Raw genomic sequence first — 21,425 nt, 5'->3', positions numbered from 1 at the left:
GCTTAAAAACTGGCTGCATAATCATTGATTTTAGTACTTAAATATAAGAAAAATCAATGTGTAAAACAAAAAAAAACTGCCCGAAATTACTTTTCGGACAGCCTCTTTTTTGTTACACTTTATTTTAGATTTTCCAAAATAGCTATAGACTCACTTGCTTTTGCAAACTCGGCGAATTTTAATGCTTTATAACCTTTTTCATTCTCCATACTGGGATCAGCTCCGTTTGCCAGTAAAATTCTAATGATTTCAAATTTATTAAAACGCGCTGCCAGCATTAAAGGCGACATGTCGTTTGATAACAAATTTACATTGACGCCATACTTAATCAATTTTTTCACGTTCTCAATATCTCCTTCGCATACAGCATAATGCAAAGGTGAGCCTGCATAAGCATAAGCGCGATAATTAGTTTGATCTTTTACTGATAATTTAAGATTTGAGGCTTCTGATGCATTTGTAGATATAGCCAGGACCATAGCTAAAATAATTAATGATTTTTTCATGTTGATTGATGATTTTATGATTGATGATTTAAAATAAGAATTGATTAATAATTGCTTCTCAAAACTCTTACTTATTATAATAGACGACTAAATTGTATAATAGGTTGCACATAAATGCAAAAAAATTATAAATAAAAAAGTGCAACCCGGTAAAACCCGCATTGCACTTCATTTTATATCTCTACAAAAAATTATTTTATGCGAAATTTATTGGTATAAACATTCTTTAAATCATTCTCAAACAACGTATAAGGATCATTATAAAATTTTATAAAATCCGGAACACTAATCTGACCTGGAAAAGGAGCGTAAAAATGAGTTGGACTTGTACTGTCATTTCTCCAAACAAGAACATAAGCTAATTCAAGATTTTCAGATTTTAAAACCTTTAATAAGGTTTGTGTCCACCAGGTTTCATTCGGAATCGATTCTAAGCCAGTTTCTGTCAAAGCAGCAAGTTTATTCTTTTTGACAGCAAGATCAGAAACTATCCTGAGTTTTTTAATTGCTCCTGAAATATCATAATTCCCATCACGACCAAAATCGCCGTAATCATCCATGCCTAACATATCTACATAATCATCATCCGGATAACGCTCTAAGTAATCGTTTTCTGAATTGAACCTGACATCTGGTGAAAAAGCATAAATAAAATTATGCACACCCAAAATATCTTTTAAATAAGAAACTGTAAATTGCCAGACGGCTATAAAATCTTCCCGTGAAGTAAATTTCTTTCCCCACCAAAACCAATCACCGTCGAACTCATGATATGGCCTGAAAATCATTGGAACTAATTTGCCGTCTTTTGCCTTTACAGAATGTGCAAAATCTGCGATGGTTTTCAGAACGTCTTTATATTGCTCATGATAGGCACCGCCTTTTTTGATCAATGACATAGCAGCTACAGAGGTTGAATCTTTCCAATAAAAACTATTACCGGAAACAGGATTTATAAAATGCCACGAAACAGTTGTGATTCCGCCTCGTTCATAAGTGTCTGTAACATTCTTTTTGAGAATTGCGGCTGTCTTTTCAATTTCTTCTTTAGAATGTCCCGAAAATCCGCTAAAGTCAATTCCGATAACGGCGGGATGTGAACCTGTAACTGATTTTACATCTGATCTATCCCGTTCATTAGACCATCCGTGTCCGTATTCGAGAGCATGCTGATGCCCGAAAAGGATGTGTTTTTTTGAAATTGTTTTTAAATTTTCATATAACGCTTTTGTTTCTTTTGTTGCCTTTTTATCAATTTGCGCAAAAAGAAAATGCCCTGCTATCATCAATATAAATAGCAAGGCATTTTTTTTATTTCTAATAATTTTCATGGTTTAAAGAGTTAGTTTAAACCTGAAAATTACTCTTTAGTCTCTAGGTATTCTAATACGTTTTTATCAATACGTTGATCAATATTAGCAATATCCGCTTTTACAAATTTTTCTCCCAGGATTTTCTCGTATAATTCAATATATCTTTCAGAAACTGATTCAATATATTCATCTGTCATATCCGGGATTTGTTGTCCGTCCTGACCTTGAAAACCATTCTCGATCAACCAACGACGCACAAATTCTTTAGATAATTGTTTTTGTTCCTCTCCTGTATCCTGTCTGTCCTGATATCCGTCAGCATAGAAATAACGGGAAGAATCCGGTGTGTGAATTTCATCGATTAAAACAATTACTCCTTCTTTTGTTTTTCCGAATTCGTATTTAGTATCTACTAAAATCAATCCGCGTTCAGCAGCAATTTCAGTTCCCCTTTGAAATAAATCACGAGTATATTTTTCTAAAACAATATAATCTTCTTCACTAACGATTCCTTTAGCCAAAATATCTTCACGGGAAATGTCTTCGTCATGAGAACCATTATCAGCTTTTGTTGTTGGTGTAATAATTGGTTCCGGAAATTTATCATTTTCCTTTAAACCTTCAGCCATTGTTACACCGCAAATTTGTCTTTTTCCAGCAGCATATTCACGAGCAGCATGTCCTGAAAGGTATCCGCGAATAACCATTTCTACTTTAAAAGGCTCACATAAATGTCCAACAGCAACATTTGGATCAGGAGTTGCAATCAACCAGTTTGGTACAATATCCTCTGTTAGCTCCATGAATTTTGTAGCAATCTGATTTAGAATTTGTCCTTTATAAGGAATACCTTTTGGTAAAACCACATCAAAAGCCGAAAGCCTGTCTGTTGCTACCATAACTAAAAGTTCATCATTTATATTGTAAACTTCTCTAACTTTTCCTCGATAAACTGATTTCTGATCTGGAAAATTAAAATTTGTAGTTGTAATTGTATTGCTCATTATCGTTAGTTGTGTTGTTTTTTATGAATGCAAATTTAAAACTAATTAAAAGAGCAAGCAAGTTTTTTAGTTTGCAGTTTGCAGTCTCAATTTCAGTCGCGGTGTTCAGTCTCAGTGTTCAGTCTTTGCCTGAGCTTTGTCAAAATTTAAAACTTTGACAAAGCTTAAACTTACATTTTGCACAGATGAATTACTCAAACTGCTAACTGAGACTGAGACTAAACACTGCGACTGAAAACTGTAAACTATTTATTAAGAAGTGTTGAATTAAACAAATTCAAAATTCTGCTATATTCGTCAATCCAGGAATATGTTTCTTTAAATCCGTGCGATTCTACCGGAAAGGAAGCCAGCGTCCAGTTCTTTTTCTGTAATTCTATAAAACGTTGCGATAAGCGTACAATATCTTTATACTCTACATTATCATCGACCATACCGTGTAACATTACTAAGTTTCCTTTTAGATTATCTGCATAATAAATAGGAGAACTTTTCTTGTATGCTTCAGGATCTGTCTCTGGAAAATTTAAGATATTTCCTGTGTATCCGTGATTATAATGTCCCCAATCTGTAACTGAACGCAGGGCCGCGCCAGATGCAAATTCCCCCGGAGTTGTCAACATTCCCATTAAAGTAATAAATCCTCCGTATGAACCGCCGTAAATCCCTACTCTATTGGCATCAATCCCGTATTTCTCTACTAATAATTTCTTTCCGTCAAGGTGATCAGATAAATCTTTTCCTCCCATAAAACGGTAAATTCCTGTTCTAAAATCACGTCCGTAACCATCACTTCCTCTATAATCAATATCCAAAACCGTATAACCTAAATCAGTTAACATATTATGAAACATATATTCTCTGTAATAATTGCTCCAATAATTATGAGCGTTTTGCAAATAACCTGCTCCGTGCACAAAAATTACTGCCGCTTTGTTTGCGTTTTCAGTTTTTGGCGTGTACAATCTCGCATTTACGGGAGTTCCGTCTTGTGCTTTAAACGTAATAACTTCTGGTTCTCTCCATTTGTACTTTTTGAAATCTTCAGAAGTCGAAGAAGAAATTTGTTGTAAGGCTGTATTCTTTTTATTGTCAGCAATATAAAAATCCCAAGGAACATTTTTATATGAATAACGTACTAAAAGTGATTTTTCATCGGGAGAAACTACTACTTCATGCGCGCCGTCTTTAGTTAGAATTGGTTCCAGAGCGCCTCCGGCTGAAGCTAATTTATAAAAATTTCTGTTTCCCGGATGCGTTGTATTTGTCGTTAAGTAAAATGCCTTTTTATCTTTAGATAAAGTAACGTCACGAACTTCCCAGTTGCCACTTGTGAGTTGTGTCTTCTTGCCTGACTTTAGATTATAGGTATATAAATGTGAGTATCCTGTAGCTTCAGACTGGAAATAAATTGTTTCATTATCTGCCAGAAATCCTAAAGTTCCGGAGTCAAAAGAATACGATGGAATTCCTGGTCCCGCAATCCATGCATCATCATGTTGATGTTCTATTTCTTTAAACGATCCGTTTTCAGGATTTAAACTAATTAACCATCTGTCTTTATTATCCTGACTTCTGATCTCAACAATTGCAATAGATCCGTCTTCATTATAAACCGGAGCCTGAATCATAATTAATTTATCTTCTTTACTTTTATTTTTTAAATTATCATATGATTCGTAATATTTTGGACTGTCCTGGATATGACTTAAAGTCGAAAAATTCACATAATAAACGGTGTCTTTAGCAACAGAATATATTCCGAATTTAGTTTTAACCAAATTTGCCGTAGATACTTTTTCTTTCGTATCCGGTGTTTGGTTATAACCATCATCAGTTATAAAAACTTCCATTTTTTCTTTTTTAACATCTGATTCTTCTACTAAACTAAAAGTTACAAAATTTCCGTTTGGATTTGCTTTTAGATTAAATAAATTATCTTTTCCGTAAAAATATTCCTTGGCAAAGTCAGATTTAATCGCTTTATTTCTAGCTACATTCCATTGTTTTTTAGCTTCTTTGTCTTTGATAAACTGAAATAATTCTTTTTGTTGTGTCTTTAAAAAAGAATCTTTATCTAAAGGTTTTTCTTTCTTAATACCTTTAGACAAATTTGTTATTTGAAGTACTGTTCCCTCTTTAGCATTGTATTTAAAAACATTATCATTCTGTTCAAAAAATACAATTCCGTTTACTGTACCCAATTCAAGATTTGAAATCGGACTGCTTTGCTCAATGATTTTCTTTGCTGTTTTTGTACTGATTGTATAAGAATATAAAGCTCCATTGTCTATATAATAAACGATATCTGAAGTTGACTTTCTTTTGAAATCAAGTTTAGAAAAAGCAGCCTCTTTTGGTTCTGCCAAAAAAGGTTTTGCAGCTCCTTTTTGCCAGAAATACGTACTTGCTCCTAAATCATTGGTCGGATTCCATTCAAAATACACCTTTTTACCATCCAGAGACCAGCGACCGTTTGTTGGCTGATTCCCAATAAAAGATTCGCCTTTCATTATTTCTTCTAATTTTAAAGTTTGGCTATGGCCGGCTATTGAAGCAATAAAAAAGGTAAGTATAAAAATGTTTTTTTTCATAGTATTCGTTATTTTGTGAGAAAACAAAAATACACTTTGCATAGTATTAAAAAAATATTTTTGTCATTTGCTTAGAGAATTCTTTGCATATTATTGGCTAATCAAAAAAAATCCCTAAAGAATTAACTTCAGGGATCTATATTTTATCAAAAATCTAAATTTTCGAACTATTAGATTTTCACAAATGCCTTTACTTTTATAATTCGCTCGCCGCAAATTCCTTATCCAAAATTTTTGAAGTAATATAATGTGCTACTCCATCTTCAGCATTGGTTTTGATTACTTCTAAATTTGGTAAAGTTTCCTTTAATGAAGCCGGAGCATTTCCCATAATTAAACCTTTTCCGGATGCAGATAACATTTGAACATCATTGAAACCATCTCCAAAAGAAACCGCCTGATCCAAAGTAAAACCTAGTTTTTCAAGTACTATCTCAATTGCAACTGCTTTGTCAATAGATTTATCCATGAATTCTAAACAAGTTGGCAAACTAAAAGCATGATGCAAATGTTCTGAAGAATTAGCGAGAATTGCATCTTTTAATTTTACTAATTTTTCATGATTATCGCATGAAAAGAATATTTTTATAGCTCCAAAATCTTCCAGGGTTTTATAATCAACTAATTCAGGATGGTATTTTAAATCGGCTTGAAAAGCATTTAACTTTTCACTCCATTTATTGGTTTGCCAAACATTTTCTTTGAATAAAACTACTGTGATTTCAGGATCAATTTCAACATTTAATGCGGCTTTTACAACGTCACTATTTAAGTTGAATGCAAAAATTTCTTCTTTTTCCGGAGAGTGAATTCTTGCGCCGTTTGAACTTACCAGATAAACAGGTACTTCAAGCGTTTCTATAATTGCCATTGCATCCAGATGGTGACGGCCTGTGGCAACAACGATAAGATAATTTTGATTGTGAAGTTCCTGAAAAATTGATTTGGTGTAATCTGAAATTCTGTGTTGTGGATTAAGTAAAGTTCCGTCTAAGTCACTTACTACAACTTTTATATTTTTAAGCTTTGTCATATTAGAAATCAAATATTTATGATCTGCAAATTTACAGCTTTAAGCTCAAAAGAACAAAGATAATAAGCCGCAAAAGCTTAAAACAGGGCAAGTTTATTATTTATTTAACGATTTAATTAAATTCTGTATTTTTAATTTTTAAAATTTAATCAATCCGCTTTTATATAAATTTAAAGCTTTTTGCACAATCATTTCAATTCTTTCTAAAGGCAAATCTTCATTAGGATTAAGCAACATTATTTTCATTCTCGCACGACCTTCCTGAATTAAAAAAGTCTCCTCAAAATGTTTTCCTTCTACCATTGCAATATAAGGCTGTTTGAGTTTTTTGTGAATCCATAAATAACAAAACATTTTTCCTTTGTAACAAAAGAAAGGCATTCCGTATTTTAGAACGTTGGTAATGTCATCGTCTTGCTTTAGGATAATTTCTTTCAATGCAAGAAATGTTCCTCTTAAAGGCTCTTCTTGTTCTAAATAAAAATCATCTAACTGTTTCATTTTTATAATAATTTACAAATCATAGCTATTTTTCCAATCAAAGATGTTTTTCGGATGCCCGTTATCATTTGGATAATTTGCTTGTACAAATTCAAATTGTTTTTCCGTCAATAGAACCATTCTTCCATCATTCCCTGAACTAATTGGATAGAACTGTTCATTACTATTTTGTAATTTAAGCTCGCTATTTAACATTTCAATAAAGTTTATATATGAAATTCCCCAATCGTTGTCACTAAAGTTACCATCGTATGCTGTATATTCTCTTCCATTCAACCTAATTGTATGCTTCCAATGTTTTTCAGTTTGATTATTGTATTCCTCAGAAAAAACAAGTTTAAGATTAAGTTTATTAAATGAAATTTTCACTATTTCCAGATATTGAGTCAATCCTCCGCCTTCAAATAAAGTTTCAGAATCAATGAAGTAAAATCTATTATCAGTAAAAATTAAATCTTCTTTCATTAAACCTTCAAAAAAGCTGAGTTCATTATATGAATTTTCAAATTCTGCTTTTGTTTTTTTTAAATTTGATTTATCTGTCAAATTAAAAAAATAATACTTTGATAATTCAGAGACAATTTCTTTACCAGATAATTTTGAATTACCACTTAAAAGATCATTTTGCTTGTTATCTTTATTTTGAGCCCTTAAATTTATTACAAAAAACAATAAGCTTATCACGAGAATTGTGACCGATTCCATTTTTCCCATTCAATCAATTTCTTTATTTGTAGTATTAATTTAAAAAAAATATTCGTTTTACGCATTTCTTTAAAAGACATGAATAAAACGAATATCATTAAATATCAAAACACAGTTTACGATTTACATTTGACATTTTATAAAAAAATTAATCGTGATTTTCTATTTGTTTATAGGCATCAATTACCTTTTTAACTAATCTGTGACGTACGATATCTTTATCATCAAGATAAATAATTCCAATTCCGTCAACGTCTTTCAAGACTAAAATAGCTTCTTTAAGACCAGAAATAGTTCTTCGTGGTAAATCAACCTGTCCGGGATCACCTGTAATCATGAATTTGGCATTTTTTCCCATACGGGTCAAAAACATTTTCATTTGTGAGTGCGTTGTGTTCTGTGCTTCATCCAGAATTACAAAGGCATTATCAAGTGTACGGCCACGCATAAATGCCAATGGCGCAATTTGTATAATTCCTTTTAAGATGTAATCTTCGAGCTTTTCGTTAGGCAGCATATCGCGCAAAGCATCATAAAGTGGCTGCATGTAAGGATCCAGCTTTTCTTTCATATCGCCGGGTAAAAAACCTAGATTTTCTCCTGCTTCTACCGCTGGTCGTGTTAGTATGATCCTTTTTACTTCCTTATCCTTAAGCGCTTTTACAGCCATTGCAACACCTGTATACGTTTTTCCGGTTCCGGCAGGACCAACAGCAAATACCATATCATTTTTCTTGATGGTATCTACCAATAGTTGCTGGTTGGGCGTCATGGCTTTAATTATTTTACCGCCAACTCCATGAACTAGTATTTTGTCATGATCTAATGATTTTCTTTCATCCTGACCATCACTCATTATTACACGTTCAATTACATTATCATCAATGTTGTTGTATCGGGTAAAATGAAGCATAAGCCTCTGAAATCTTTTTTCGAATTCATCTAAAACTTCTTTTTCGCCAAATGCTTTCAAAGTGGTACCTCTCGCTACGATTTTAAGCTTTGGGTAATACTTTTTAATTATTTCAAGATGAGTGTCTTGAGCGCCCCAAAAGTCTTTTGGAGCGATGTCTATGAGCTCGATAATTCTTTCGTTCAAATGAGATAGTTTTAAATTAAAAATAAATCAGTTTTTATAATCTGTGGTTGTCGGGTGTTTTTTAGTTTACAGTTTACGGTCGCAGTTTTCAGTCGCTGTCTAAATTTACAATTCTAAAACTGAAAACGGAGACTATTTCACCCTTTTTTTATCGAATAAAATCGCTTTCTGTTAAAACACTGAAAACTGAAACTGGAAACTGAGACTACTATATATTTATTGTAAATTGTCTTTTCTTTCTTTCAATTTGCATTTACTATTATTAGCTTTGCATTTCTCAAATTTAATGAAAATTAGATTTAAATACTACCAATAGTTATAAACAAAATTATGTCAATAATTACCCTTACTACCGATTACGGCTTGAAAGACCACTTTGTTGGTTCACTAAAGGGTAAGATATTTTCAGAGTATCCAGAAGCTACAATCGTAGACATCTCGCATGACGTTGACCCCTTTAATAACGCAGAAGCCAGTTATATCATTGGAGCATCTTATTTAAGTTTTCCTAAAGGAACAATACATTTGATAGGTGTAGATATTGAGCGTAATAAGGAAAATCAACACATTGCAATGCAATGGAACGATCATTATTTTATATGTGCGGACAATGGTATTTTAAGTATGCTTACGCAGAAAATTGTTCCGCAAAAAATTGTGGCTATCAACATACACGATCGTTTCCCGAGTGAATTTAGTGATTTGGATATTTTTATAAAAGTGGCATGCCATCTTGCTAAAGGCGGGCTACTAAATGTTATTGGGAAAGAAATCCAGGAAATAAAGCAAATTACAGAACTCCAGCCTGTCGTTGCAAATGATGGAAATTCGATAAAAGGCTACGTGATTTATATTGATCATTTTGGTAATGTTGTAACTAATATTTCCAAAAGACAATTTGGAGAAATTGCAAAAGGACGTCCTTATGAAATTGTAATGAAACCAAGAAGTATAAAAACTATTTTGCCTAATTATTCTGCTATCGCAAGTTCTGATAAATACCCTATTAAAACGTATGAAGGCGAAAAACTTGCTATTTTTAACGAAGCAGGATTTCTTGAAATTGCAATTTTCAGAAGCAATCCATCGAAAGTAGGTTCAGCAAATAGTTTACTGGGACTGAACTATAGAGATGTGATTACGATTAAGTTTCTGTAAATAGCCCACAGATTTTACAGATTTAAACAGATATACACAGATTTTCTTGTCATTTCTACAGAGTAGTAATCACACTCGTAACCAACAAAGATTGGAGATTTTCTTTACGGAGCTTCTTATATAACCTCTACTATGCCGAGACGACAATATTGTAGTAAAAACTATACTTTTATAATATTTTAAATTTTCACAAAAAGAACAATCAATTTTGGTATTTTTGCGCGCTTGTAAGCAGGTTTTCAATCAACAATCTAAAATTACAATATGTTTGTTCGAATAGTAAAAATGAGTTTTCACGAAGAAAAAATTCCGGATTTTCTGGAAAATTTTGAAACCGTGAAAAATAAAATACGAAATGCAGAGGGAAATCGTTTTTTAGAGTTGTATCAGGATAAAAATAATAAATGCATATTTTTTACTTATAGTTATTGGGAAACTGAAGAAGATTTAGAAAATTACAGACAATCTGAACTATTTAATACCGTTTGGAGTTTTACAAAAAAGCTTTTTAATGCAAAACCGGAAGCGTGGAGTGTCGACAAGCTGGTTAGTTTAAATTAGTTTCTTTTGTTTCAGGCTTCAACTTATGTGCTGAATATTGGAACGAATTAACCGCAGAGAACACAAAGATTATAAATAAAAGGTTTTAGAAAACACAAAGTTCGCAAAGGAAAGCAAACTTGAAACCTGAAACTTTAAACAAAAATCAACGATTTAAAACAACAATTGAATGAAATCAATCATTTTAAGAGAAATAAAATCTTTTTTTGGCTCACCTATTGGCTATTTGGTCATTGCTATTTTCTTAATTAGCAACGGACTATTTTTATGGGTTTTCCAGGGAGATTACAATATATTGAATAGCGGTTATGCTGATTTGACTCCGTTTTTTACGTTAGCACCATGGATTTTGATTTTTCTGATTCCGGCTGTTACGATGAGAAGTTTCTCTGACGAAAAAAAGCAAGGTACGTTAGAATTACTTTTGACTAAACCATTATCGATTTGGGAAATTGTAAACGGAAAATTTTTGGGTTCTCTCCTATTAATCATTTTAGCCATTATTCCCACTTTTATATATGTAAAAGTAATTTCGGATTTGGGTGCTCCTGAAGGAAATATCGATATGGGGAGTACAATTGGTTCTTATTTTGGATTATTATTTTTGATTGCCGCTTATTCCTCTATCGGAATTTTTACTTCTACTCTGTCAGAAAATCAAATTGTAGCCTTTATAATTGCCGTCTTTCTTTGTTTTATATTTTATTTCGGTTTCGAAGGTTTATCTGCATTGATTCCGGGATCTTCTACAATAATATCGGCATTTGGTATGCAGGATCATTTTAAAAGTATGAGCCGAGGCGTTATCGATACTCGTGATGTTATCTATTTTTCAAGCATTACGGTGTTGTTTCTGTCTTTTACTGTTTATCAATTAAAATCTTTTAAAGCATAATGAAAGCATCTACTCAACAAAATATCAAAACATTAGGTATTACTGTTTTTGTTTTAATCGTTTTAAATGTATTGGGAAGTTTGTTTTTTCACCGATTCGATTTGACCAAAGACAAAAGATACACATTATCCGAAACCTCTTTGCAGATTATAAAGCAGGTTAAAAACCCTTTATCGATCAAGATTTATATGCAGGGCGACTTGCCGGCAGATTTTAAACGTTTACAAGTAGAAACCAAACAATTACTAGAAGAATTTCAAGCCTATAATAGCAATATTGTTTTCGAATTCGTTAATCCGATGGAGAACGAAGACGAAAGCATGGATGTTGTAAAATCTTTGTATCAAAAAGGTCTTACACCAATAAACATTACTGTTGACGATAAGGGAAAACAATCTCAGGCAATGGTTTTTCCGTGGGCAATTGCGGTTTATAACAATAAAGAGGTTAATATTCCCTTATTGAAAAATATAATGGGTGCTTCGACTACTCAAAAAGTGATCGGGTCGATTCAGCATCTGGAATATTCTATTGCTGATGCAATTAATAAAATCAGCAAAGACAGACAAAAGAAAGTTGCAATTATAAAAGGAAATGGGGAATTAAACGAAGTTCACATTGCTAAATTGCTAATGCAAATTCGCGAAAGTTATTACATCGGACCTTTCACATTAGATTCGGTAGCTAAAAACCCGACCGGAACTTTAGAGGCGCTAAAAAAATACGATTTAGCTATTATCTCAAAACCAACTGAAGCTTTTTCTGATGAAGAAAAACAAGTTTTAGACCAGTTTATCATGAACGGCGGTAAAACGCTCTGGCTAATTGATCAGGTCGCAGCAGACATGGATAGTTTATACAATCAGTCCGGAGCGACTTTAGCTTATCCCAGAGATCTGAATTTAAACGATATGTTCTTTAAATACGGATTTAGGATTAATCCTGATTTAGTAAAAGATGAACGAGGAAGCAAATTAAAACTAGCCACCGGAGAACAAGGAAGTGCGACACAATATCAGGAGTTTATCTGGAAATTTGCCCCGGTTGTTGTACCTGCAAGCAGTAATCCGATTGTAAAAAATCTAGGCGAAATTAAATTTGATTTCGCAAATCCGATTGACACTTTAAAAAACGGTATTAAAAAAACGGTTTTATTACAATCGTCTCAATATTCTAAAGTGGTCGGAACACCAACAGAAATAAGTTTAAATAGCGTCACCGAAAAAACATCGCCCCAGGATTACCTGAATAAAGGAAACATACCTCTTTCGGTTTTATTAGAAGGAAATTTTCCCTCGGCTTTTGAGAATCGCGTTTTACCGTTTAAAGAAAATTCATTTTTAGCAAAAGGAAAACCAAATAAAATGATTGTCATTTCTGATGGTGATCTGGCAAGGAATCAATTAGATAAAAACATGATGCCTGTTGAATTAGGATACGATCAACGTACCGGAAATTTGTATGACAACAAAGATTTCATGATGAATTGTATTAATTATTTACTGGATGATACCGGACTTATTAACATTAGAAGTAAAGATGTCAATTTGCCTTTATTGGACAAAAACAAAGTTTATGATAATTACAACCTGACTCAATTCATAACTATCGGACTTCCAATTCTAATTTTACTGGTTTTTGGACTGATATTTACGTATCTCCGTAAAAGAAAATATGGCAAACAGATGTTAATAAAAAAATTGCGAAACTAAGATTGTTTACGATATATTTGTAAAACCTATCCTAGTTGAAGAAATACTAAGAAAAAGTGCAAAAAAATAAAACAAAAGAGATGAAATTTATAGTATCGAGTTCGTACTTATTAAAACAATTACAAGTTTTAGGTAGTGTAATCAACAGTAACAATACGTTGCCTATTTTAGATAACTTTTTATTTGAATTAGACAATAATGAGTTGACAGTTTCGGCTTCGGATCTTGAAACTACAATGTCTGCTACATTATCAATTGATTCTACAAGTAAAGGAAGCGTTGCTGTACCTGCAAAACTTTTACTTGAAATTTTGAAAACATTTCCGGAACAACCTTTGACTTTTACAGTTGAAGAAAACAATACGGTTGAAATTAGTTCAAACTCAGGAAAATATGCTTTAGCATATGCTGCCGGTGAAGAATTCCCTAAATCTGTAAGCCTTGAAGATCCGTCTGTAACACTTGTTCCTGCTGATGTATTAGCAACTGCTGTAAGTAAAACTATTTTTGCTGCCGGAAACGATGATTTACGTCCGGTAATGTCAGGAGTTTTCTTCCAGTTCTCACCAGAAGGTTTAACTTTTGTAGCTACAGATGCTCATAAGTTGGTAAAATATGCACGTACAGATGTAAAAGCATCTCAGGTTGCAGATTTTATTATGCCTAAGAAACCTTTAAATATTTTAAAAAGTATTTTAGGAAGTTCTGATGCTGAAGTAAAAATTGAATATAACGATTCGAATGCGACTTTCTCATTTGACAACTATATTTTAATGTGTCGTTTGATTGATGGAAAATACCCTAATTACGAAGCTGTAATTCCAAAAGAGAATCCAAACAAATTAATGATTGACCGTTCTTTATTTTTAAGTTCTGTTAAACGTGTTGCGATTTTCTCAAACAAAACAACACACCAAATTCGTTTAAAAATCGCCGGAGCTGAATTAAATGTTTCTGCTGAAGATATTGATTACTCAAATAAAGCCGAAGAAAGATTGACTTGTGATTATCAGGGAGATGATCTTCAGATTGGTTTTAACTCTCGTTTTTTAACGGAGATGCTGACTAACTTACAATCAGATATGATTATGTTAGAAATGTCATTGCCTAACAGAGCCGGGATTTTAACTCCTGTTGATGGTTTAGAAGAAGGTGAAACTGTTACAATGTTGGTAATGCCCGTGATGTTAAATAGTTAACATCAAAAGTTCTTTTTGTTACAAGGATCTTTTTTAGTTTCAAATTAAAGACATATCATTGTAAAAAAAAATAACGCTATTAACCAACCATTTTTTATACCTAGAAACCGCAATTCTTTTTTTAAGATTTGCGGTTTTTTATTTAGAATCTGTTTTGTTTCAGGTTTGAAGTTTCATGTTTGAAGTTTTATGTTTCAGGTTGAAATATGAATAGGGTTTGAGTGTATTTTTACCGCAAAGCACGCAAGAATCTTTTTATATTCAGATTATGTTCACAAACGCAACGAACGCAAAGCTTTGTGTAAAACAAAGAGAACTTGACCAAACCTTCGAACTCCTATGTTTATAAAAATTAATTTATAAGTTATCCTTTTTTAATCTCGCAAAGACGCAGGAGTTGCAAAGTTTTTTTAAGCTTATATTCTCTCTATGTTAATTTAACTAAGATGCATACATCACCAAGAAGATAAACTTTGCGTACTTGCGTCTTTGCGAGATTATTTACTGCCCAATAAAAAGATCCTTGCGTGCTTTGCGCTTAAACAACACAATCCAGGAAAACCTGAAACCTGAAACAAAGAAAACCGGAAACATTTTTTTTCTTTAACTTTGTAATATGAAAATAGAAATTTGGTCGGACATCATGTGTCCGTTTTGTTATATCGGAAAAAGACAACTGGAAACAGCTTTAGCTGAGTTTCCAAATGGTGAATTTGAAATTGAATGGAAAAGTTTTCAACTTGATCCTACTATTACACCACAATCAGGCAAGGATGTTTATACGTTTTTAGCAGAGCGAAAAGGCATTTCTGTTGAGCAATCTATAGAAATGCATAAAGGCGTTGTAGAACGCGCAAAAAGCGTCGGTTTGGACTATCACTTTGATAAAGCTATTATTTCAAACTCTTTAACTGCGCATCGTATTATACAATTGGCTAAAGTCAAAAAATTAGGCGATGAAATGGAAGAAATTTTCTTTAAGGCTTATTTTGTTGAAGGAAGAGATTTAAATGATGGACCAACATTAATAGAACTGGCTGTAAAAGCTGGTCTTGATCAGAATCTTGTTTTAGAAGTTCTAAAAGATGAAAACTTATTTCTAAAGGAAGTTCAGGATGATATTGCCGAAGCTCAGGAAATTGGCGTACAAGGAGTTCCGTTTTTTGTTTTTGATAGAAAATATGCGGTTTCCGGAGCACAGCCTGTTGAAGCTTTTGTGAAGACTATCACAGAAGCTCAGAAATAACATTTTCAGCCTGTCATTTATGTTCAATCTTGCATTTTGACAAAGGAGAAATCACATCCAATATTTGGCAACGACTTTACTTTTCTTTGCTGAGTTTCTTGTGCGATTTATCCTTCGTCGAAATAACAAACTAAATATGGAACTTCAAGTTGTCCAACTTCGTTTAGAGCGACACAACAAGAACAAAATTTTCTTATACAAACGAGATTGCCCTAGCCCTGATGGTAACGGCATCCTTTTGTGGTGGGGTTCACCACAAAAGATACAGTGGACAGCAGGAAATAGCTCCTCGTTAAACTCCAATTTAAAATCTACAATCTAAATCTTAAATCACTCCCATTTTCTGCATTAAGAAAGTTGCGCTTTTGTTTTTACAGATTCCGTTGCGGAGTTTATAATCAAAATGAAGGTCATTGTTTTTTATCTCTACCTCAAAACATTGATTCGTTAAAATATCAGGATATTCATTTGTCGTCAGACAAACTTCGATATCGTGTGTTGCTATGGCCCCAATTGCATTTTTAGCAATAACCTTTTTAACCACTTCTATAGTTCCGTTTCGTTTGTCATCAGAGTTTGTTCCTCTTAATATTTCATCCAGCAAAACAAAAGCAGGCTGATCTTCTAATGCGTCCATAATTTGTTTTAAACGCTTAATTTCTGCAAAAAAGTAAGATTCACTATCTGCTAAGGAATCTGACAATCGCATTGATACTAAAACAGGAAGTGGATGAATATTAGCTTTTGAAGCACAAACAACGGAACCTACCCCGCTTAAAACCATATTAATTCCCAGACTTCTTAAAAAAGTACTTTTTCCAGACATATTAGATCCTGTTAAAATCATAAACGATTCCGGATAAAAATGAGTATCATTTCCTACTCTGGTCTCTGGGTTTAACAAAGGATGACTTAAATCTGAAAATCCTATTTTATATTCTGAATTGATTTCGGGAAAAACAAAATCAGCATTATTATAGGCCAAATTTGCATAACTATTCAAGGCTTCAAATTCTCCAATGATAGCAATCCATTTTTCAAGTTCAGTCGAATAATTGTCTTTCCATTTTAGAAGTGATTTTAATACGTGAAGATTAAATAAGAAAATACCATTAAACACGATAGCAGTTACAAAATTATTAATTGTATCCATTCTTGAAAACAACTCCGACAGGTCTTTTAAGTGTTTGCTTGCGGTTGCATTTTTAAAAATAAGCTGCTGCTGCAAATCAATTAATTTTCTGGATTGAAAAGTTTCCGCTTCAATTATCTGAACTAACAAACTATATTGTTTAATGATTTTATCTACGTTGTCTGCTTTGGCAATTTCAGATTGAATTCGTTTGAATGACTGTCCTAGAACAATTAAATTCGCAATAAAAATATAGGTTAAATAAGATAATATAATAATTTTTGAAGTAATAAAATAAGCCACTAAAAAACCTAAAAACAAAGCCGGAAGAACAATAGACAATGCAACTAAAAATTTAGGTAAGCTATTATTCTTAAATGAATTCCAATATAGCAACGAATCATACGAATTTTTAGAATCGTTACTAATCATTGCAAGGGCAAGGAAATCCTGGCGCAAATTGATCTTAGTTTTAAGCTCGTTGATTGCTTCCTGATTTTCAAGAATTGTTTCATTAGGCGACAAGCTTAATAATTGATTTGCTAATGTTTTTTTTCCGACAAAAGTGGCGGTTCTGTTTATATTCTGAAATAACGAATGTTCTCCAAAAATATCTAAATCGTAAGCATAAGGATGATGAAAATCATTGAATTCAATTCCATTTTCAAAAGGGATTTTCTCTCTTTTCAAATAGGTAATTTCATTTTTATTAAGTTTCAAAATTGCTGTAGTAAGTTCTTTCTGAAAAGATAATCGCGAATGAATTCTCATCAAAAAAAGAAAACCAACAAAAGACAGAAAGGCAAAAACTGCATAAAGAATTTCATTAGTTTTTATGTAATAAAACAATAAAAACAAGCAAAGAAAAATACTTATAAGGCGCAGAACGCTGATGCTATTGTATCTCTTGTTGATCTTATGAAAAATTGTAGTATAGTGTTCAACCTTGTTTTGATATGCTTCCATTTTTTTAATTTAATGAAACACAAATATAGACTATACACCTATATGTACTATCAAAAGGTATCTTATTTTATGTTTCGTGCATTACCAAAACCGGAACAGAAACTTCTTTTGCGATTTTTTTTGTAAAACTGGACTCAAATAAGCTTTCGAAGAAAGATCTTTTGTGTGTTATGGTTGTCAATATGTCGATATCTTTATACAATATAAAGTCAAGAATCGTTTCTTTTACTTCGTCACTTGGCAAGACAAGAAATTCTACATTTTCACCTGCAAACTCTTTTTCCCATTCTTTAATAGTTTCTTCTGCAACATCTGAACTTGTTGTTTTAACATATAAACTTTTTACCTTTGCATTTGTCTTTTTTGCAATATTAAGCACTTTTCTAAGTTCTGTTTTATCTTTTTCACGATAACGGGTTGTAAAGCCAATTGTTTTTATTTTTTTGAATTTTGCATCAGCAGGAATACATAAAACAGGCACTTTGATTTCTGAAATTACGGCATTGGTATTTGACCCAAGAAAAAACTTGGTCCAGTCTGTAACTCCTGAGGTTCCCATAATAACAAAATCTACTTTATCTTCTTCGACAGCATTTTTTAGATTATAAATTAAATCACCATCCATTAAACGGTGTTTTATGACAATATCATCCAAGTTTCGCTCCATTGCAATGGTTCTTAATTTTGGAATTTCATCTTTAAACATTTCAAATTTCGCCAATTCAATAGAGCTGTAAATTGCTGCATAATTCTCTGGAAAAAACTGACTGTCATAAACCGGAATCTCAAAAGTATGCAACAAAATAAGTTCAGCGTTTACAATTTTTGCAAATTCTAAAGCATGTACAAATGCATTTGTTGCGGATTCAGAAAAATCGGTGGGGAATAATATCTTTTTCATTTTGATTCGGATTTAGAAGTTGTTCTCTCAAATTTAGTCATTCTTAAAATAAAACAGTCTGACAATTATCAGTATTTTAACATTTAATTATTTCTTAATAATTGATTTTTTAACAATTAAGGAAGATATCCTGAAGACGACTTCAAAGACACAACTTTATGGCTTTTTTTATACCTTTGCACCATGATAAATCAAGATTCTATAGTTGCATTGGCTACTCCGTCCGGAGCTGGAGCGATTGCTATAATTCGAATTTCAGGTTCTGATGCTATTGCAATCGGAAATTCAGTTTTTAAATCCATAAAAAACAAAGACCTCACCAAGCAAAAAACGCATACTTTGCATTTGGGGCACATTGTTGATGATTCGAAAACACTTGACGAAGTATTGGTTTCTGTATTTAAGGGTCCAAACTCGTATACCGGCGAAAATACAGTCGAAATCTCCTGCCACGGATCTACTTACATTCAACAACAAATTATTCAATTATTGCTTCGAAAAGGTTGCAGAATGGCTGATGCCGGTGAATTTACTTTGAGAGCGTTTTTGAATGGTAAACTTGACTTATCGCAGGCTGAAGCTGTTGCCGACTTAATTTCGTCTGATAATGAAGCTTCGCATCAAATTGCCATGCAACAAATGCGTGGTGGTTTTAGTAATGAAATTGCAAAATTACGTGAGGAGCTTTTGAACTTCGCTTCGTTGATAGAACTAGAATTGGATTTTGCAGAAGAAGATGTAGAATTTGCTGACAGAACTCAATTTCATGAATTATTAAACAGGATTGAATTTGTATTAAAACGTTTAATAGATTCTTTTGCCGTTGGAAACGTGATCAAAAACGGAATTCCTGTCGCCATTGTTGGGGAACCAAACGTAGGGAAATCGACATTGCTAAATGCTTTATTAAATGAAGAACGCGCTATAGTTTCAGAAATCGCAGGAACAACCCGTGATACTATTGAGGATGAATTGGTTATTGGCGGAATTGGCTTCAGGTTTATTGATACAGCAGGAATTCGTGAAACTAAAGATGTTGTAGAAAGTATTGGGATTAAAAAAACTTTTGAGAAAATTGAACAGGCACAGGTTGTAATATATTTGTTTGACGGTTTAAAGTTTCAGATTTCAAGTTCTGAGTTTGTTTCTGAAATTGAACAAATCAAGAATAAATACCCATTAAAACCTTTAATTATTGTTGTAAATAAAAAAGATATATTGTCAGCTGATGAAGTTTCAAACATCACGACTAAACTTGAAAATTTAAATGCAAAACTTTTACTAATTTCAGCTAAAGAGAAAATTGGTGTTGAGGACTTGAAGAATGAATTACTTTCTTTTGTAAATACGGGTGCTCTTCGTAACAATGAAACCATTGTTACGAATACAAGACACTATGATTCATTACTAAAAGCTCTGGATGAAATACAAAAAGTAAAATTTGGTCTTGAAACAAATCTTTCAAGTGACCTAATTGCGCTTGATATTCGTGAAGCTTTGTATCAATTTGGCTTGATCACGGGTCAAGTCTCAAACGATGAATTGTTAGGGAATATTTTTGCTAATTTCTGCATCGGGAAGTAAAAGCAATAAGAAGTTATTGTCGTTTTATACACGAAAAAACCAACAATTACTACATCACTAATCATCGATTTTTTAAAGCAAGGAATCGGATTTATATTTAAGGAGGTTATCTGAAAAATAATTTTAGACAACCTCTATTTTTTTATCCAGGGTGTTTGCCAAATCAGAAATTTACTTATTTGTAAAACAGGCTTTACATTGGTATATTGTTTTGCATCTTCAAAAAGTATTTCTTCATTACGAAGGAACCCTTCATAAAAACCTTCAATTTTGTCAAAGAAAGAGATCCAGTTACGCGCTAGCACACATCCTTCTTATTAAACACCATATTGGCTGTATTTTCTTCTATAGCTGATCAGGTCATTGAACACATCTGCAAAATTGACTATGAAAAAGAAGTTGGGTTCAAGAAATAACACTTGACATGGTTAATTCCATGAAATTGATCTCCAAAAGATGTTTTCGAAAAAGCTGTACAGGTTACCGATAGATTTCATGTTCAAAAATTAGCTCTAGAAGCATTGTAGGAGATTAGAATAAAATATCGATGTAAGTCGATGGATACCGAAAATCGATTGATATTACAAGCAAAAAGAGAGGTCAATATATATATTCCAAATCTTTTGCTAACGGAGACTCTGTAAAGCAGTTTTTAGCCAGGAGTAGATATGTTCTTTATAAATCTCACGAAAAATGGACTGAGAGCCATAATGAAAGATCTCAGATCTTATTTAGCTTATATCCTGATATAAAAACAGCTCATAGATTAATACAACAACTTCGTGGGATATATAACAACTACAATAACAAACACATCGCCATGACTAAACTAGCTCATTGGTATAGAAATGTAGAGGAACCAGATTTTAAGAACTTTAATATCTTACTAAATACCAAAACGCTTAACTACTAATCTATCTTTAAACTACTTTAACAATAGAAGTACAAATGCTTCAGCGGAATCATTCCTTTTTAGACTAACTACTATTTATGCTTAATTGTTACTGCTCCTCAGGTTTTCGTGTTGATCCCAAATTAGAAGCTATTTAAGAAAAAATGCATAAGAAGCAAGGAAAGCAAAAGAAAGACAACTTTTCACAATTGCATTTAGTCACAAAATATCATCCGATCCAGCTTTGCGAACTTAACAATTTTCAACAATTACAAACTTTTCTTGCGCGCTTTGCGGTTAAATCACAAACCAATATAAAACATTACCCCAGTATTTTGTAAAACAAAAAACCCTGTTTCGCTAGAAACAGGGTTTTCAAAAGAAAGGCGACGACATACTCTCCCACATAACTGCAGTACCATCT

The 21,425-nt window shown here is 32.6% G+C and carries 18 protein-coding genes; 8 read left to right on the top strand and 10 right to left on the bottom strand.

Going from position 1 to position 21,425, the window contains the following annotated elements:
* Nucleotides 1-119: 119 nt before the first annotated feature.
* From NJT12_RS23555 to NJT12_RS23520, 8 genes are all read right to left on the bottom strand, one after another.
* The gene (locus NJT12_RS23555) at nt 120-506 is read right to left on the bottom strand and encodes an ankyrin repeat domain-containing protein (protein WP_271338558.1); all 387 of its coding nucleotides are present in this window, start codon (nt 504-506) and stop codon (nt 120-122) included.
* Between the two features lie 191 nt (nt 507-697).
* Complete coding sequence (locus tag NJT12_RS23550; RefSeq protein WP_271338557.1) at nt 698-1,837, bottom strand: glycoside hydrolase family 26 protein; 1,140 nt, start codon at nt 1,835-1,837, stop codon at nt 698-700.
* Nucleotides 1,838-1,866: 29 nt separating this feature from the next.
* Nucleotides 1,867-2,823 carry a phosphoribosylaminoimidazolesuccinocarboxamide synthase gene (locus NJT12_RS23545; protein WP_271338556.1) on the bottom strand — a complete coding sequence of 319 codons (957 nt, stop codon included), beginning with the start codon at nt 2,821-2,823 and terminating at the stop codon, nt 1,867-1,869.
* A gap of 245 nt (nt 2,824-3,068) precedes the next feature.
* Nucleotides 3,069-5,417, bottom strand: coding sequence for a S9 family peptidase (locus tag NJT12_RS23540; RefSeq protein ID WP_271338555.1), 2,349 nt, complete (start codon nt 5,415-5,417; stop codon nt 3,069-3,071).
* A 196-nt stretch (nt 5,418-5,613) separates the two neighbouring features.
* The gene (locus tag NJT12_RS23535; RefSeq protein ID WP_271338554.1) at nt 5,614-6,450 is read right to left on the bottom strand and encodes a Cof-type HAD-IIB family hydrolase; all 837 of its coding nucleotides are present in this window, start codon (nt 6,448-6,450) and stop codon (nt 5,614-5,616) included.
* Nucleotides 6,451-6,588: 138 nt separating this feature from the next.
* Nucleotides 6,589-6,951, bottom strand: a complete 363-nt coding sequence (locus NJT12_RS23530) for a DUF1801 domain-containing protein (protein ID WP_271338553.1) — start codon at nt 6,949-6,951, stop codon at nt 6,589-6,591.
* 12 nt (nt 6,952-6,963) lie between these two features.
* Complete coding sequence (locus NJT12_RS23525) at nt 6,964-7,665, bottom strand: hypothetical protein (protein ID WP_271338552.1); 702 nt, start codon at nt 7,663-7,665, stop codon at nt 6,964-6,966.
* A 139-nt stretch (nt 7,666-7,804) separates the two neighbouring features.
* Nucleotides 7,805-8,755, bottom strand: coding sequence for a PhoH family protein (locus NJT12_RS23520; RefSeq protein WP_072958604.1), 951 nt, complete (start codon nt 8,753-8,755; stop codon nt 7,805-7,807).
* Between the two features lie 330 nt (nt 8,756-9,085).
* On the opposite strand from NJT12_RS23520, the gene NJT12_RS23515 reads away from it, so the two are divergent.
* From NJT12_RS23515 to NJT12_RS23490, 6 genes are all read left to right on the top strand, one after another.
* Nucleotides 9,086-9,913 carry an SAM hydrolase/SAM-dependent halogenase family protein gene (locus tag NJT12_RS23515; protein WP_271338551.1) on the top strand — a complete coding sequence of 276 codons (828 nt, stop codon included), beginning with the start codon at nt 9,086-9,088 and terminating at the stop codon, nt 9,911-9,913.
* 264 nt (nt 9,914-10,177) lie between these two features.
* Entirely contained in the window at nt 10,178-10,474 is a 297-nt protein-coding gene (locus tag NJT12_RS23510) for a putative quinol monooxygenase (protein WP_271338550.1), read from the top strand.
* 169 nt (nt 10,475-10,643) lie between these two features.
* Nucleotides 10,644-11,369: a gliding motility-associated ABC transporter permease subunit GldF gene (gene gldF, locus NJT12_RS23505; RefSeq protein ID WP_271338549.1), complete on the top strand. Its 726-nt coding sequence runs from the start codon at nt 10,644-10,646 to the stop codon at nt 11,367-11,369.
* On the top strand, nt 11,369-13,081 hold the full coding sequence (gene gldG / locus NJT12_RS23500; RefSeq protein ID WP_271338548.1) for a gliding motility-associated ABC transporter substrate-binding protein GldG: 1,713 nt from the start codon (nt 11,369-11,371) through the stop codon (nt 13,079-13,081). The genes gldF and gldG overlap by 1 nt, the downstream gene beginning before the upstream one ends.
* Nucleotides 13,082-13,161: 80 nt before the next feature.
* The gene (gene dnaN / locus NJT12_RS23495; protein WP_072958716.1) at nt 13,162-14,280 is read left to right on the top strand and encodes a DNA polymerase III subunit beta; all 1,119 of its coding nucleotides are present in this window, start codon (nt 13,162-13,164) and stop codon (nt 14,278-14,280) included.
* A 616-nt stretch (nt 14,281-14,896) separates the two neighbouring features.
* Nucleotides 14,897-15,526: a DsbA family oxidoreductase gene (locus NJT12_RS23490; RefSeq protein ID WP_271338547.1), complete on the top strand. Its 630-nt coding sequence runs from the start codon at nt 14,897-14,899 to the stop codon at nt 15,524-15,526.
* 325 nt (nt 15,527-15,851) lie between these two features.
* Here the strand turns inward: NJT12_RS23490 and NJT12_RS23485 are convergent, their stop codons facing one another.
* Both NJT12_RS23485 and NJT12_RS23480 read right to left on the bottom strand, forming a co-directional pair.
* Nucleotides 15,852-17,624 (bottom strand): MutS-related protein, encoded by a 1,773-nt coding sequence (locus NJT12_RS23485; protein ID WP_271338546.1) that lies wholly within the window; start codon nt 17,622-17,624, stop codon nt 15,852-15,854.
* A gap of 67 nt (nt 17,625-17,691) precedes the next feature.
* Entirely contained in the window at nt 17,692-18,525 is an 834-nt protein-coding gene (locus tag NJT12_RS23480; protein ID WP_271338545.1) for a universal stress protein, read from the bottom strand.
* Nucleotides 18,526-18,708: 183 nt separating this feature from the next.
* Between NJT12_RS23480 and mnmE the strand changes: the two genes are divergently transcribed.
* Nucleotides 18,709-20,109, top strand: a complete 1,401-nt coding sequence (gene mnmE, locus NJT12_RS23475) for a tRNA uridine-5-carboxymethylaminomethyl(34) synthesis GTPase MnmE (protein ID WP_271338544.1) — start codon at nt 18,709-18,711, stop codon at nt 20,107-20,109.
* Between the two features lie 574 nt (nt 20,110-20,683).
* Nucleotides 20,684-21,022: a transposase gene (locus NJT12_RS25200; RefSeq protein WP_414655404.1), complete on the top strand. Its 339-nt coding sequence runs from the start codon at nt 20,684-20,686 to the stop codon at nt 21,020-21,022.
* The last annotated feature ends 403 nt before the right edge of the window (nt 21,023-21,425 follow it).

It is taken from the genome of Flavobacterium azizsancarii (assembly GCF_027980145.1).
Lineage (GTDB): Bacteria > Bacteroidota > Bacteroidia > Flavobacteriales > Flavobacteriaceae > Flavobacterium > Flavobacterium azizsancarii.
Note: the sequence above shows the minus strand (reverse complement) of the source record. Positions and strands in the feature narration are given on the sequence as shown.

Excerpts from the sequence above, each read along its gene's own strand:
- NJT12_RS23530 (WP_271338553.1), bottom strand. The coding sequence starts at position 6,951 with ATGAAACAGTTAGATGATTTTTATTTAGAACAAGAAGAGCCTTTAAGA.
- gldG (WP_271338548.1), top strand. The coding sequence starts at position 11,369 with ATGAAAGCATCTACTCAACAAAATATCAAAACATTAGGTATTACTGTT.
- NJT12_RS23525 (WP_271338552.1), bottom strand. The coding sequence starts at position 7,665 with ATGGGAAAAATGGAATCGGTCACAATTCTCGTGATAAGCTTATTGTTT.
- NJT12_RS23510 (WP_271338550.1), top strand. The coding sequence starts at position 10,178 with ATGTTTGTTCGAATAGTAAAAATGAGTTTTCACGAAGAAAAAATTCCG.
- NJT12_RS23535 (WP_271338554.1), bottom strand. The coding sequence starts at position 6,450 with ATGACAAAGCTTAAAAATATAAAAGTTGTAGTAAGTGACTTAGACGGA.
- gldF (WP_271338549.1), top strand. The coding sequence starts at position 10,644 with ATGAAATCAATCATTTTAAGAGAAATAAAATCTTTTTTTGGCTCACCT.
- NJT12_RS23485 (WP_271338546.1), bottom strand. The coding sequence starts at position 17,624 with ATGGAAGCATATCAAAACAAGGTTGAACACTATACTACAATTTTTCAT.
- mnmE (WP_271338544.1), top strand. The coding sequence starts at position 18,709 with ATGATAAATCAAGATTCTATAGTTGCATTGGCTACTCCGTCCGGAGCT.
- NJT12_RS23515 (WP_271338551.1), top strand. The coding sequence starts at position 9,086 with ATGTCAATAATTACCCTTACTACCGATTACGGCTTGAAAGACCACTTT.
- NJT12_RS23545 (WP_271338556.1), bottom strand. The coding sequence starts at position 2,823 with ATGAGCAATACAATTACAACTACAAATTTTAATTTTCCAGATCAGAAA.
- NJT12_RS23480 (WP_271338545.1), bottom strand. The coding sequence starts at position 18,525 with ATGAAAAAGATATTATTCCCCACCGATTTTTCTGAATCCGCAACAAAT.
- NJT12_RS23490 (WP_271338547.1), top strand. The coding sequence starts at position 14,897 with ATGAAAATAGAAATTTGGTCGGACATCATGTGTCCGTTTTGTTATATC.
- dnaN (WP_072958716.1), top strand. The coding sequence starts at position 13,162 with ATGAAATTTATAGTATCGAGTTCGTACTTATTAAAACAATTACAAGTT.
- NJT12_RS23555 (WP_271338558.1), bottom strand. The coding sequence starts at position 506 with ATGAAAAAATCATTAATTATTTTAGCTATGGTCCTGGCTATATCTACA.
- NJT12_RS23540 (WP_271338555.1), bottom strand. The coding sequence starts at position 5,417 with ATGAAAAAAAACATTTTTATACTTACCTTTTTTATTGCTTCAATAGCC.
- NJT12_RS23550 (WP_271338557.1), bottom strand. The coding sequence starts at position 1,837 with ATGAAAATTATTAGAAATAAAAAAAATGCCTTGCTATTTATATTGATG.